General features: G+C 63.0%; 12 protein-coding genes. 3 read left to right on the forward strand and 9 right to left on the reverse strand.

Annotated elements, in window-relative coordinates; translation table 11 throughout:
• The first annotated feature begins 32 nt into the window (after window positions 1-32).
• A complete protein-coding gene (locus KZO25_RS04695) occupies window positions 33-713 on the forward strand; it encodes a hypothetical protein (RefSeq protein ID WP_066452108.1) in 681 nt (226 codons plus the stop codon).
• A gap of 44 nt (window positions 714-757) precedes the next feature.
• On the opposite strand, the gene KZO25_RS04700 is transcribed toward KZO25_RS04695, so the two are convergent.
• The 3 genes from KZO25_RS04700 to KZO25_RS04710 all read right to left on the reverse strand — a co-directional run bounded on the left by KZO25_RS04700 (window position 758) and on the right by KZO25_RS04710 (window position 5038).
• A complete protein-coding gene (locus KZO25_RS04700; RefSeq protein WP_066452107.1) occupies window positions 758-1348 on the reverse strand; it encodes a peroxidase-related enzyme in 591 nt (196 codons plus the stop codon).
• A gap of 73 nt (window positions 1349-1421) precedes the next feature.
• Window positions 1422-3281, reverse strand: coding sequence for a diguanylate cyclase (locus tag KZO25_RS04705; protein ID WP_223136062.1), 1860 nt, complete (start codon window positions 3279-3281; stop codon window positions 1422-1424).
• A 257-nt stretch (window positions 3282-3538) separates the two neighbouring features.
• Window positions 3539-5038, reverse strand: a complete 1500-nt coding sequence (locus KZO25_RS04710) for a CoA-acylating methylmalonate-semialdehyde dehydrogenase (protein WP_223136063.1) — start codon at window positions 5036-5038, stop codon at window positions 3539-3541.
• A gap of 224 nt (window positions 5039-5262) precedes the next feature.
• Between KZO25_RS04710 and KZO25_RS04715 the strand changes: the two genes are divergently transcribed.
• The gene (locus tag KZO25_RS04715; RefSeq protein ID WP_066452104.1) at window positions 5263-6204 is read left to right on the forward strand and encodes a LysR family transcriptional regulator; all 942 of its coding nucleotides are present in this window, start codon (window positions 5263-5265) and stop codon (window positions 6202-6204) included.
• 12 nt (window positions 6205-6216) lie between these two features.
• On the opposite strand, the gene KZO25_RS04720 is transcribed toward KZO25_RS04715, so the two are convergent.
• From KZO25_RS04720 to KZO25_RS04745, 6 genes are read right to left on the reverse strand one after another with little or no spacing between them, the layout of a single operon-like run.
• Entirely contained in the window at window positions 6217-7629 is a 1413-nt protein-coding gene (locus KZO25_RS04720) for an FAD-dependent oxidoreductase (RefSeq protein ID WP_066452103.1), read from the reverse strand.
• Window positions 7629-8582: a polysaccharide deacetylase family protein gene (locus KZO25_RS04725; RefSeq protein WP_223136064.1), complete on the reverse strand. Its 954-nt coding sequence runs from the start codon at window positions 8580-8582 to the stop codon at window positions 7629-7631. The genes KZO25_RS04720 and KZO25_RS04725 overlap by 1 nt, the downstream gene beginning before the upstream one ends.
• Before the next feature lie 3 nt (window positions 8583-8585).
• Entirely contained in the window at window positions 8586-9536 is a 951-nt protein-coding gene (locus KZO25_RS04730) for a polysaccharide deacetylase family protein (RefSeq protein WP_223136065.1), read from the reverse strand.
• Window positions 9537-9570: 34 nt separating this feature from the next.
• Window positions 9571-10245, reverse strand: a complete 675-nt coding sequence (locus tag KZO25_RS04735) for an isochorismatase family protein (protein WP_223136066.1) — start codon at window positions 10243-10245, stop codon at window positions 9571-9573.
• Between the two features lie 22 nt (window positions 10246-10267).
• On the reverse strand, window positions 10268-11152 hold the full coding sequence (locus KZO25_RS04740; RefSeq protein ID WP_223136067.1) for an oxaloacetate decarboxylase: 885 nt from the start codon (window positions 11150-11152) through the stop codon (window positions 10268-10270).
• Between the two features lie 56 nt (window positions 11153-11208).
• Window positions 11209-11784, reverse strand: coding sequence for a tautomerase family protein (locus KZO25_RS04745; protein WP_223136068.1), 576 nt, complete (start codon window positions 11782-11784; stop codon window positions 11209-11211).
• Between the two features lie 155 nt (window positions 11785-11939).
• On the opposite strand from KZO25_RS04745, the gene KZO25_RS04750 reads away from it, so the two are divergent.
• The gene (locus KZO25_RS04750) at window positions 11940-12755 is read left to right on the forward strand and encodes a GntR family transcriptional regulator (protein WP_066452097.1); all 816 of its coding nucleotides are present in this window, start codon (window positions 11940-11942) and stop codon (window positions 12753-12755) included.
• Window positions 12756-12858 lie beyond the last annotated feature (103 nt).

A 12858-nucleotide genomic window follows, 5' to 3' on the forward strand; every position in this document is an offset into this window, starting at 1 on the left:
CCAGCGAACGACCACTCTCGCCGAGACTACCGATGCCGTTTACCGAAGCCAAGGAACACGCCCCCGGACGGTTGCATGCCATCTTCGCCGACCCCTACAGCGCTTTCGACAACCAAGTGATCGAGCGGCAGCTGCACTTGCGGGTCGCCATCGATGACCTGCTGCTGCAGCCCATGGCCAAAGGCCAGCTAATGCTGAGGGTGATCCATGGCTGGGAAAACGGCAGCTTCGAGCCCGCCGACCTGGACCACAGCGACCATCGCATCGGCTCACTCGAAGACCTGCGCAAGGCGGTCGATCGTTACCACCAGGCCTTCGAGGCTTCGCAGCCTTTTCCCAAGGATAATGCCTCGCTGCTGGCCCGCCCGCTCGAGCATGCCATCAACCAGGCCGAAGCTAACGGCCAGGCCCTCGACGAGGAGACCCGCACCATTCCCGCCCGCTGGCCCGCCTTCGACCAGGGGCTCTATCTTTATACGTTCTTCAAGGTCTACCACCGCCTCACCTACGGCGAAGATGACTCCTACCGCACGGCACGCTGCACGACCCCGCACGGACCTCGCGAGATTCACGAATTCCATCTGGAGGAAGGTGAATTCGCCGTGATTTCCCCTACCGAGAGGGACGCCACGGTAGACACCGTGCTGGTGCTGCATGAAAGCCAGCTGGTTCCGGTGCTGCAGTTGTTGGAAGGATGCCGGGAAAGCGCCTGAGTGAGCTTCAATACACGTCGGACGCCTCGATTGCTTCCTACCTGTTAGACCTTCTCACGCGGCACCCGGCCCATCAGGTAAAACTCGTCGTTGGGCGGCGTGCCGGTGAGAGTAACCAGGCGATTGGAGAGGCCGAAAAAAGCGGTGATGGCGCCAATGTCCCAGATGTCATCCAGGGTGAAGCCGGCGTTCAGCAAACGCGTCTGCCATTCATCGGTGAGTTCGCCCACGTCCAGGCCGCAGTGAAAGGCGAAGTCGAGCATGAGCCGATGGCGCTCGCTCAGCGGTGCCGTGCGGTGGTTGATGGCGACCTGATCGGCCAGCAGCGGGTCCTTGCTGTAGATCCGTACCAGGGCGCCGTGGGCCACCACGCAGTAGAGGCAGTGGTTGCGGGCGCTGGTGGCCACCACGATCATCTCTTTTTCGGCCTTGGTCAGGGTGTCTGACTCCCGCTCCATCAGCGCATCGTGATAGGCGAAGAAGGCGCGAAACTCTGCCGGGCGATGGGCCAGCATCAGGAAGACGTTGGGCACAAAGCCGGCCTTCTCCTGTACCGCCAGCATGGCGTCACGAATATCCGCAGGCAGATCCTGGATCGATTCGGGTATGGGAAAGCGGCTGATGGGCGTCGACATGTCGGACTCCTGCTGGGACTCTATGGACTGGACACAGTTAACGTCAACGTAAACACATTGTCCATGCCCGTACTCAGTCGGACGTATTCAAATGCGAGCACGTCACCACCCGGTTCCGATGATGCGCCTTGGCCTCGTACATGGCGTGATCGGCAAGGCGGTAGAGGGTTCCAACATCACGCACGGCATCGCACCCACGACAGGCGACCAGACCAAACGAGGCCGTGATAACCCCATAGCTGGACGTCTCATGGCGAATGCTCAGCTCCTGAAGGGCTCCGCGAAATTTTTCCAGCGCCCGCTGGCCCTCCTCCAGCGACTCTACGTCCAGCAGCAGGCCAAACTCCTCCCCGCCCAGGCGGAACAGGCGGTCGCCGGCCCGACGAAAATGCTCCAACAAGAGAGTGGATACCCTCACCAGCACTTCATCGCCGGCATGGTGGCCATAAGTGTCGTTGTAGAGCTTGAAGTCGTCGATATCCATTATTGAAAACAGCAGCGGCTGGCCGCTGCGACGCCGTCGCTGCAGCTCCTCTTCCATCAACTCCTGAAACTGTCGCCGATTCAACAGCCCCGTCAGAGGGTCGGTGCGAGCCAGGGTGGTAAGCTGTTGGTTGGCTTTTTCCAGCTCCTGTGTACGCTGAGCCACCTCCCGTTCCAGGCGCTCGTTGAGCGAACGCTGCAGATCAAGGGTGGCGCGCTCGGCGGCGAGCTTTTCGTTCTTGAACTTGTTGATCTTCCAGGCCAGCCCGAGGGATAGCAGTAGAAACTCGATCCCCGACCCGACCTGGACGGCGTATTCCGTGACGACATTGTAGGGCAGCACCCCCGCCACCCGCAGGAAGTAGAGCGTTATCCCGATGAGTAGCACGCTCCACGCCACCAGGTAAATGCGAGCCAGGGTGTCGCCGCTATAGCTGCGCCAGACTGCCACACCGAGCAACAGGCAGGAAAGCAGGATGGCACCGGGAATCATCAGGTGGAATACCGCCGCATAGTGACCGAAAAGTGCCGGTAGCGCGCTGATCATGCACAGGCCGGCAAGACCATACAGCACTCGGGTCAAGCGGGGTGCGTGCTGGCGAAGGTTCATGTAGCTTTCACTGAAGATTGCGAGGGTGACGGCGAACAGGCCGATATTGAGCGGCACCATCTGGTTGTTGAACATCGGCATGTCCGGCCACCAGTACTGAAAGGCGAAGCCTCGCGACGAGAACATCAGGATGAAGAAGGTGCCGAGATAGGCGACGTAGTGCAGCAAGGGCCGTTCACGGGTGGCAAGGTAAAGCAGCAGGTTGTAGATCAACAACGCCAACAGGGCACCGAAGTAGAGGCTGAATGCCATCAGCTCCCGCTGGGCCTTGGCCAGAAAGCTGGCATCATCCATGAGGTAGAGTGGCGTCGCATCATAGAGCCCGTCGTGGGTATCCAGCCGCAGGAAGACCTGCCGCGACTCGCCAGCCGGAACATGGATGGGCAGCACGAAGGTGCGATGGGAGATAGGCCGGGTGTCGAAGCTGCGACGGTTGCCAGTCTGCCACTCCCTGACGATTTCGCCCTGCTGGTCCACCACGTAACCATCGAGATAGTCGTGCAACGGCATGGCCAGTTCCAGCAGCCGGCGCACAGGGAGAGCGGTATCGTTCTCGACCCGCAGCGTTAGCCACCAGGCGGAATCGGAAAAGCTGAAATTGAGGGTTTGCTGGCGGGAGCGCTCCCATTCCAGTGCCTCACCGTGACGCAGCAGCCGCTCGATATCAAACTCACGCGCCCTGTCTTCCAGCAACAGAACGTGCGGACTGAGGTTAAGCTCCCCTCTCAGGGTACCGACATCGATAGCGGCCAGCGCATGCCCTGGCAGCAAGAACAGCAGCAGTGCCAGCCAGCGAAACGCCACGAAGGTTGGCAAGAAATACAAGAGGCGCCTGGTCACGTGAGCTCCTCGCTGGCAGGTGTTGAATCTACCATATCAGCTAATGAGACTTTGGCGCCGTTGAAAAAAGGGATATCCCCAAAACCAGCCAGGCAAGCCTTGACAACAGTCAGAGTGTCCGGCGGCCAAGGTCCGTGGTAGGCCGCCCCTTGTGGCCACCCTTTCTCCAACAACTGAAACGCTCCCGCCCAGAAGCTGAAACGGCCCCGCTTCTCGATGAAGCGGGGCCGGGCGTCAGGCGGTCAGCCGATTCCAGCTCAGCTCAACGAGATGGTGCTGTTGATACCGCTTGAGACGTTCTCGGGCTCGAACCAGCGCGCAGTGACGGTCTTGGTCTGGGTCCAGAAGGCGATGGCCTGCTTGCCGTTGGGGCCCAGGTCGCCCAGCTTGGAACCGCGGGAACCGGTGAAACTGAAGTAGGCCACGGGCACCGGAATCGGCACGTTGATGCCGACCTGGCCCACGTCGATGTCGCTCTCGAAGCGACGCGCCACCCAGCCGGAGTTGGTGAAGATCGAGGTGCCATTGCCGTTGGGGTTGGCGTTGACGAATTCGATCGCCTCATCCAGGGTATCGACGCTGACCACGCAGAGCACCGGCCCGAAGATCTCCTCCCGGTAGATGGTCATCTCAGGCGTCACGTCGGCGAACACGGTGGGCCCGACGAAGTTGCCATGCTCGTAGCCCGATACCTCATAGCCGCGGCCGTCGACCAGCAGCTTGGCGCCCTCCTTCTCGCCGGCGTCGATCAGTCGAATCACACGGTCACGGGCGGCCGGAGAGACCAGTGGGCCGAGGTCGGCATCGCGCTGGGTACCGGGGCCGACCTTCATGTTGCGGGCGCCGTCGACGATATCATCGAGCCACGCCTTGGCCTCGCCTACCAGCACCACCACGGAGTTGGCCATGCAGCGCTGGCCAGCGGCACCGAAGGCGGAACCCAGCAGGTTGTTGATGGCCTGGCTGCGGTTGGCGTCGGGCATGACGACACAGTGGTTCTTGGCGCCCATCATCGCCTGCATGCGCTTGCCGGCCTTGGCGGCACGATCATAGAGCAGCGAGCCCACGTGGCTCGAGCCGATGAAGGAGAGCGCCTTGATGTCGGCATGGTCGGCGATCTGGTTGGCCACGTCCGGTCCACCGTGAACCACGTTGAGCACGCCGGCCGGTACACCCGCTTCGTGGGCCAGCTCGACCAGACGCATGGTGGAGCTCGGGTCCTGCTCGGAGGGCTTGAGCACGAAGGTGTTGCCGGTGGCGATGGCCAGCGGGAACATGAAGCAGGGCAGCATGATCGGGAAGTTGAAGGCGGTGATGCCGGCACCCACGCCCAGCGGCTGGTTGAGGGTGTAGACGTCGATCTCGGTGCCGGCGTTCTCGGCCAGCTCACCAAGCTGCAGCGAGGTGATCGAGCAGGCGTGTTCGATCACTTCCAGGCCACGACCCACCTCGCCCTCGGCGTCGGGCAGCGTCTTGCCGTGCTCTTCCGTGATCAGGGCGGCGAGCTCCGGGGTGTGCTCACGCACCAGCGCCTGCAGCTTGAGCATGATGCGCATGCGCTTGCCCAGCGGCACCTTGCGCCAGGTCTTGAAGGCTTCCTTGGCGCTGGCGACAGCGCGGTCGACCTCCTCGGCGGAGCAGAACGGTACCCTGGCGACCACTTCCTGGGTCGCCGGGTTGACCACGTCGCGCCACTCCTGGCTATTGGACGGGACGGGCTTGCCGTCGATGTACATCGGAATCTCGCGGACTGACATGGTGCGTGCTCCTCTCTTGTGTCTGCTGGCTCTAGTCTGCCTGCACTGTCTGCTTATCGTTGTGATGGGCTTGTCGCGGCAAGGCAGATATTAGACTTTGTGTGTATTAGCACACGGAATGGAATGCCATGAGTCTAGCCAGAGGTCGGATTGCCTGACAACGGGCACTCGGGCACATTGCTTGTGCGCCAATGCACAGCCGCACCGCGCACCCGGAGGCCCTCATGCTCGACTGGCAGGACATACAGATCTTTCTGGAAGTGGCCCGCAGCCAACGGCTGACCGACGCCGCCCGGCGCCTGGGGCTTGACCACTCCACCCTGTCGCGGCGCACCCGCCGCTTCGAGCAGAAACTCAATACCCAGCTCTTCGAGCGTAGCACGCATGGCTACCATCTGACCGAAGCGGGCCAGCAACTGCTGGCCCACGCCGAGGAGATGGCCCGGCACGCCTTCGAAGCCGGCGAAAACCTTACCGACAAGAACCACCAGCTCAGCGGCCAGATTCGCCTGGGGGTCACCGAGGGCTTCGGCACCTGGGTGATCGCCCCGCTGCTCTCCCTCTTCTGCGAACGCCACCCCGGCATCACCCTGGACCTGCTGGCACTGCCACGGGTGGTCAACCTGAGCCGCCATGAAGCGGACCTGGCCATCACCGTCGAGCGCCCGGTCAGCCCCGGCATGGTGATCTCACGGCTGTGCGATTACCGGTTGCGCCTGTACGGCAGCCGTGACTATCTCGCCCGCCACGGCAAACCCGCAGGGCTCACGGAACTCGGCCGCCACCGGCTGATCGGCTATGTGGATGACCTGATCTTCAGCGAGCAGCTCAGCTACCTGGAGCCACTGCTCGACCCCGCCGTGGTGGGCCAGCCGGGGCCGCACTTCTCGATACGCAGCACCAGCGTGACCACCCAGCATGCCGCCACGCTGAGCGGGGCCGGGCTTGCCGTGCTGCCCTGCTTCATGGCCGAGACCAGCGATACGCTCGACAGCGTGCTGGACGACGAGGTAGAGATCGTGCGCCATTTCTGGATCACCGCACGCCAGGAACAGCGCCGCCTGGCCAGGGTAAGGCTGCTGTGGGACTTCCTGCGCGAAGCGCTGGAGGTGAACCACGCCTTCCTGATGGGCGAGGCGCGTGAACTGGTGATGCCCGCGCCCTGAGCACTCTGTCTGTCAGGCCGTCCCGCCCCGCCGTAGCTGGCGTGACGCCTCACGCCCGGCAATGGCCCCCATCACCACGGCGCTGAGCAGGCCGTTGCCCGACAGGTAGCCGCTGTCATTCGAGCCCGAAACGCCCCGCGCCGCGCCGCCGGCGGCAAACAGGTTGGGAAAGATACTGCCCTCCTGCCCCACTACCCGCGCCTGGGTGTCGACTTCCAGCCCTCCCTGGGTATGGAACAGCGCACCGGTTACACGAATGGCGTAATAGGGAGGCACTAGCAGGGTCTCCGGCGAGAAGCTGCGACCGAAGGCATCTGCCTCGCCGTTCCCGGCCAGGGTCCGCATTTCGTCGAAGGTCTGTTCAAGGGCATCCAGTGGCAGATCCAGCCCCTTCGCCATCGACTCCAGCGTCGCGAAGGTGCGCACTGCCCCGGCAATATGCGCGTTGCGGTAGTCCTCGAACTCGAGCGCTGCATGATGGATACGCGCATCGAACAGGTTCCAGGCCACACGGCCCGGCTGAGCCAGCACCTTGGCCGCCTGCTCCGAATAGCCACCGTGCTCGCTGGAGAAGCGCCGTCCTTCAAGGTTGACCTGGATGCCTCCGCGCATCATCAACGCCCAACTGATCAATGTCTGATGTGGCGTGGCCAGGGAGCCATGCCCCTGGCAGGCTCCCAGATCCTTCAGGCTGGCTCCCATGGCCTCGCCCCAGAGCAGGGCATCACCCTGGTTCCCTTCGTGGCCGTAGTAGAGAGCATTCTTCAAGGTGGGCAGGTAGCGCGCCACCAGTTCCGGATTGCCGCCGTAGCCGTTGCAGGCCAGGATCATAGCCTCGCAGCCAATGCGCTCCTGGCTCCCATCGGGGCGCTCGAGGGTGACACCGCGCACCCGTCGAGCCTCGTCGACATGCAGATCGACCACCCGGGCCTGGGTCAGGATATCGATACCCGCCGTCTCGGCAGCGGTCAGCAAGCTCCCCATCAGTTCCTCACCGGTTCGCCGCGGCGTGGCATGCATCCGCATGCGGCTATGTCCGGGATAAAGAAAGCCGTCGACCAGGTCGAACGGCACGCCATGGGTATCGGCCAGCCACTCCACCACTCGACCGGAGTATCCGGCCAGCGTCTGGACGATGGCCGGGTCAGCCTCATCACCGTTCTTCGCCTGGATATCTTTCGCCATCAGCTCGGGGCTGTCGTCCACCCCCTTGTCGGCCTGAAAGCGGGTGCCGGCGGCGGGTATGAAGCCGGAAGACATGAAGGTGCTGCCCCGCGGCAATGCATCGCGCTCGAGCACCGCCAGCTCGATGCCACACTCCCGGGCCGCCAGTGCCGCCACCAGGCCGCAGGCTCCCGCGCCGACGATCAGCAGCGGCAGGGACACCTCGAAGGTATCAGCGTCATGGAAGGCCACGATGCCCATCAGCGCGCCTCCTCTTGGCCAGCGCCCTGGAAGGCGTCGAGTATCTCGCCGGCCGGTGCCTGCCAGACTTCGTCATGGCCGGCGATATGGGCCAGCACCTCCTCCAGGCAGGCGATACGGTGGGGTTGACCCACCAGCCAGGGATGCAGGCTGAGCGCCAGCATCCGCCCCCCTTGCTCCCTCGACTCCTGCAGGAGAAAGTCGAAGGCATCCTTGACCTGCTCGACCCAGGCGTCTTCCGAATGGAGGTTCTGGCACATCACGAACTGATCCTCGATCTCGGTCGACAGGGGCATCATGGCCAGCGGCCCGTTGTCCGTGGCGAAGGCGTAGGGCATATCGTCGTTGACCCAGTCGGCGCAGTAGGCGATGCCGTTCTCGGCCAGCAGCTCCGGCGTGTGCCAGCTCTGCGAGCGAGCCGGGCTGAGCCAGCCGCGAATGGGCTGTCCGATCTGCTCGCGCAGCGTCTCTACCGAGCGGCGTATGATCTCGGCCTCCTCGTCGCGATCCTGCCCGCCATAGTGCAGATGATCCATGTTCCAACCGTGGCAGAGGAACTCGCCGCCGTATGCCTTGAGACGCTCCACCAGGTAAGGCGTCTGCTCGGCAAGCTGGGCATTGATCGCCCAGGTGGGACGGATGCCATGCTTCTCGAAGGCCGCCAGCATGCGGTAGATACCCACCCGGTTGCCGTAGTCGCGCAGCGAGTAGTGGCGCAGGTCGGGATAGGGCATGGTCATGCCGTTGGGCACCTTGAAGGGTACCCCACGCTGGCTGAGCGGGTAGAACTGCAGCGACACGTTGATCCAAACCGCCAGGGTCTTGCCGCCAGGCCATTGGACCGGGGGCCGCTCTGCCAGCATCGACCAGTCGTAGCGGTCATGATCGTAGCCGTGTCGGCGCCAGGGATAGGTCAGGTAATCCTTGTCGAGAGACGAACTTTTCGAGGACATGGCTCAGCGCCTCCTGGCCGGGATGGCCCTGGCGTCGATGTCGCGCAGGGCATCGTCGTAGTGGTGGGCAAGATAGTGGCTGGCGATCTCGCGGCCGGTGGCGAGCCAGACGTCGCTGTGGCCGGTGATGTACTCCAGCGCCTCCTCGAAGGCCTTGATTCGATGCGGGCAGCTGACCTGGTAGTTGTGGGTGGGAATGCACATCACCGTGCCCGATTCGGCGCCTTCGGCATAGAGCCGGTCGAAGTGGCGCTTGAGCATGGTCAGGTAATGGCGTGGCTCCACCTTGTTCACGGCGTAGACGATGGTGTCGTTCATCTCCAGCGAATAGGGCATGGAGACGAAGCGGCGGCCCGAGCGCAGCCGGATCGGCGTGGGCTGGTCATCGTGGAACAGGTCACAGGTATAGAAGCCCGCCTCATCGCCGAACAGCGCCTGGCCCTCCTCGGCGAACAGGTCCAGGGTCCGCTCCGAATGGGAGAGCGCCGGGGCCAGGTAGCCCGCACACTTCTGCCCGGTGTGGCGGTGGATCGCCTCGATGCTGTCGCGAATCATCTCCCGCTCCTGGGCCTCACTCATGCCATAGGTGTAGCGGGTGTTGTAGATGCCGTGGCTGAAGAACTCCCAGTCGCGCTCACGGCACATCTCGATGATCTCGGGATGGTGTTCGCACAGCGCCACCGACAGCGACACCGAGCCGCGAATGCCGTACTTGTCAAGCAGGGCCATCTGGCGCTGGTGGCCCACCCGGTTGCCATAATCGCGAATGCTGTAGCCAGGCACCGAGGGGTGGGGCGTCGGCCATGGCTTGCGCTGCGGATTCTGGGGCGGGTCGAGCTCGTAGTACTCGATATTGGGTGCCACCCAGAAGGCGACCCGCGCCCCGCCCGGCCAGGTGATCTTCGGGCGATGTTCGTAGGGCCAGTAGTCATAGGCACCAAGCGTTTCCTTCATGTTGCACACTCCTCTTCCACTCTCGCCGAGACGCTCAGCTCTGCTCGGCAGCACGAGCTTCGAGCCAGCTCAGCACCTCGGCCACCGGCATGACGTCGGCGTACTTGAGATGCAGGTCGGTCAGGTTGGCGTAGTGGTAGCTCTCGTGCTTGTCGGCAACGCACTCCATGGGCACGACGGTACGGTAGCCACGGGAGAGGCTATCCACCGCGGTGGCACGGATACAGCCGGAGGTGGAGCCGCCGGTAACGATCACGGTATCGACCTGATGCCATACCAGCAGCGACTGCAGCGGGGTCTCGAAGAAGGCCGAGGGCATGCGCTTGGTGTAGACGACATCGTGTGGGTCGATCTCCACCCGCTCATCGAATTCGGCACGCTCGGAGCCGTACTTGATGTTCTGCAACGAGTCGGGGGTATCGGTCCGTGTGCCCCATACGCCGGCGTCTTCTGCGGAGTCGAGGAACGCCACGTGGGTCCAGACTACCGGCCAGCCGAGCTGTCGGAACGAGCGGGCCAGCTGGTTGACGTAGTCGAGCTGATTGGGGTCGGTCTCGTAGGCGGTCTTGAACAGGTCGGTTCGGGTATAGGCCTTCTGCGGGTCGACGTTGACCAGCACCGCCTTGTTACCGAAACCGAACGGCACGCGCTGGGGGTTGGCCATCACCTCGAAGAAGATCTCCTTGGCGGTCTTGTCGGTGGTAATCATGCGCTCTCTCCTGAAGGATCGGTCATTGTTCTCTTCGGCCGTCGTACTTCTCGCCCAGCTCGAGCATCTTTCGGGTGCCGAGCACCTCGTTGAGCTGTCCGAAGTCGAGCATGCGCTCGCGAAAGGCGTCGGTGGTACCGTCACGGCGCAGGGTGGTGAAAAACTGGCTCGCCATGTGGGTGAAGGCGCGTACCAGGGCACCGGGGAAGATCACCAGCGAAAAGCCTAGCTGCTGGAGCGCCTGGGCGTTCTGCAACGGCGTGTCGCCCCCCTCCACCATGTTGGCCATGATCGGGATCTTGCCGCGGAACTCGGCCATGATGCTGGCGATGTCCTCGTCGCTGCGGATACCCTCGATGAACAGCACGTCGATCCCGGCCTCGCGGTAGGCATGGGCCCGCTCAATGGCCCGCGCCGTACCCTCCACCGCCACCGCATCGGTGCGGCCGATGATCAGGGTCGAGTCACTTTCACGGGCATCCATTGCCGCCTTGAGCTTACCCACCATCTCGCTCTCGGACACCAGGGTCTTGCCACGCAGATGGCCGCAGCGCTTGGGGTAGGTCTGGTCCTCCAGCTGTATCGCATTGGCGCCGGATCGCTCCAGCATGCGCACGCTGCGCATCACGTTCATGGCGTTGCCGAAGCCGGTGTCGCAGTCGACTACCACCGACAGCTCGGTGCGCTCACGGATGTGTGACATCACGTCGTTGACCTCGCTCACGCTGACCAGGCCAATGTCGGGACGGCCGAGCTGGGTATAGGCAATGCTGGCCCCGGAAAGATAGACGGTGTCGAATCCGGCATCGGCGGCAAGCGAAGCGCTCAAGGCGTCGTAGACACCCGGGGCGACGACGATCCCCGGATCGCTCAGCCTGGCCTTGAGGTCACTGGCGTGAAGAGTCATGGCAAGAGAATTCCTCGAATGTTCATGAAATCGAAAAGGGAAACGAAAGGGCCACTTCAGGGCCTTGCCAGCGCCAGGTCGTTCCAGACCTGCTGGCGCACGATCCTGCCGCGGCACAGTTCGAAGCGGTCGATGAAGCGCACGCCGGAGAAGGGGGTACCGTCGGGCCACTCACCGCTGAGTTCGCCGTGACAGAACACCGTCGTCTCATCGCCATCGCCACAGGTTTCCACTGCTGCAATGCACTTGCGCACGAAGCGGTAGCGGCCGCCGGCCCAGGCCACCAGTTCTTCGAGACGATGCATCTCGCCGCTGCCGGGGAACGTCATGACGAACTCATCGTCGAGCAGGGTCTTGGCAGCACCGAGATCACGAGCCTCCATGGCCGAGAGAAAGGCGCGCACCACTTGCTCGGCGCTCATGCCGGGCTTGCCGTCCTTCCCTTCCGCTCCCGGCATGCGCTGGCGACCGCCTCGCATGTAGGCATCGGGCTCCACTTCATGCAGCAGCACGGTGATGCCTTCAGGGTCAGCGGCAATGCTGTGGCGCACGGCATCGGTAAGCCGAGCGCACAGGCGCTGTTTCAATTCGCCGGAGTAGCCTCGGATCAGACTGACCTGAATGACGGGCATGGGTGTTCTCCAAGGAAGCCTTTCTCGTTGTTTGGCGCTATTCTTCATATTGCATGGCACAGCAACCTGTCCTATGCATAATACATTTCTATGTCTACCCAATGCCTCGCGTCAAGCTCTTCATACAGACCGGCAACAACGACAAGGACCCAACCATGAACGATACGCATGCGAATTCCGTCGGGGGCACCAAGTCCCATCGCATCTATCTGCTGCTCAAGGATGCGATTCTCAGCGGTCGACTGGCCCCGGGGCGAAAGCTCCCCGGCGAGCTGAAGCTGGCCGATCAGTACGGCGTATCGCGGGTCACTGTCAGGCGCGCCATGCAGGCACTCAACGAGGCGGGGCTGGTGGCACGCAAGCCAGGACTCGGCACCGTTGTGCTGGAGCAGCCTCTGGACGCCACCGTCATGACTGCCAGCGTCGCCAACCTGATGCCCAACATGGTCAAGATGAGCAAGGCCTCGCGGGTGCGCCTGCTGGAGTTCTGCTACGTCAAGCCGCCGGAGCCGGTGCGGGAGGGCCTGGGCCTTCGCGAGGGGGAGCGCGTGCAGCGTTCGATTCGCGTGCGCATGGCCGATGACAAGCCATTCTCCTACCTGGTGACCCACGTCCCGGAATACATCGCCCTGCACTACAACGAGGCTGACCTTTCGCAGACACCGCTTTTCGCTCTGCTCGAGCGCAGCGGTGTGAAGGTCGATCACGCGGCGCAGACCATCTCGGCAACACTGGCCACCCATGAGGTGGCTGAGGCGCTCGATGTATCGGTGGGCTCACCGCTGATCGCTCTGACCCGGGTGGTTTACGACGAGGAGGGGCGCGGCGTGGAGCATCTCGACGCGCTATACCGCCCCGACCGTTACCGCATCCAGATCGATCTGAACCGTACCGGCGATGAAGCCGCTCGATACTGGGAGCCGATGTCGTCGGAGCCCCAGCGGGCGAAGCCCGAACATCAGGAAGCGTGAGGCGCAGAGTGACACGGCACCAAGGCTGTTCTATTTTTAATACATATAAAAAAGGAAATAAAATACATTTGACCTGTGCGGCGGTCTGGGATAGTTGTATGAG

This window comes from Halomonas sp. ANAO-440, from assembly GCF_019915905.1.
Classification (GTDB): domain Bacteria; phylum Pseudomonadota; class Gammaproteobacteria; order Pseudomonadales; family Halomonadaceae; genus Halomonas; species Halomonas chromatireducens.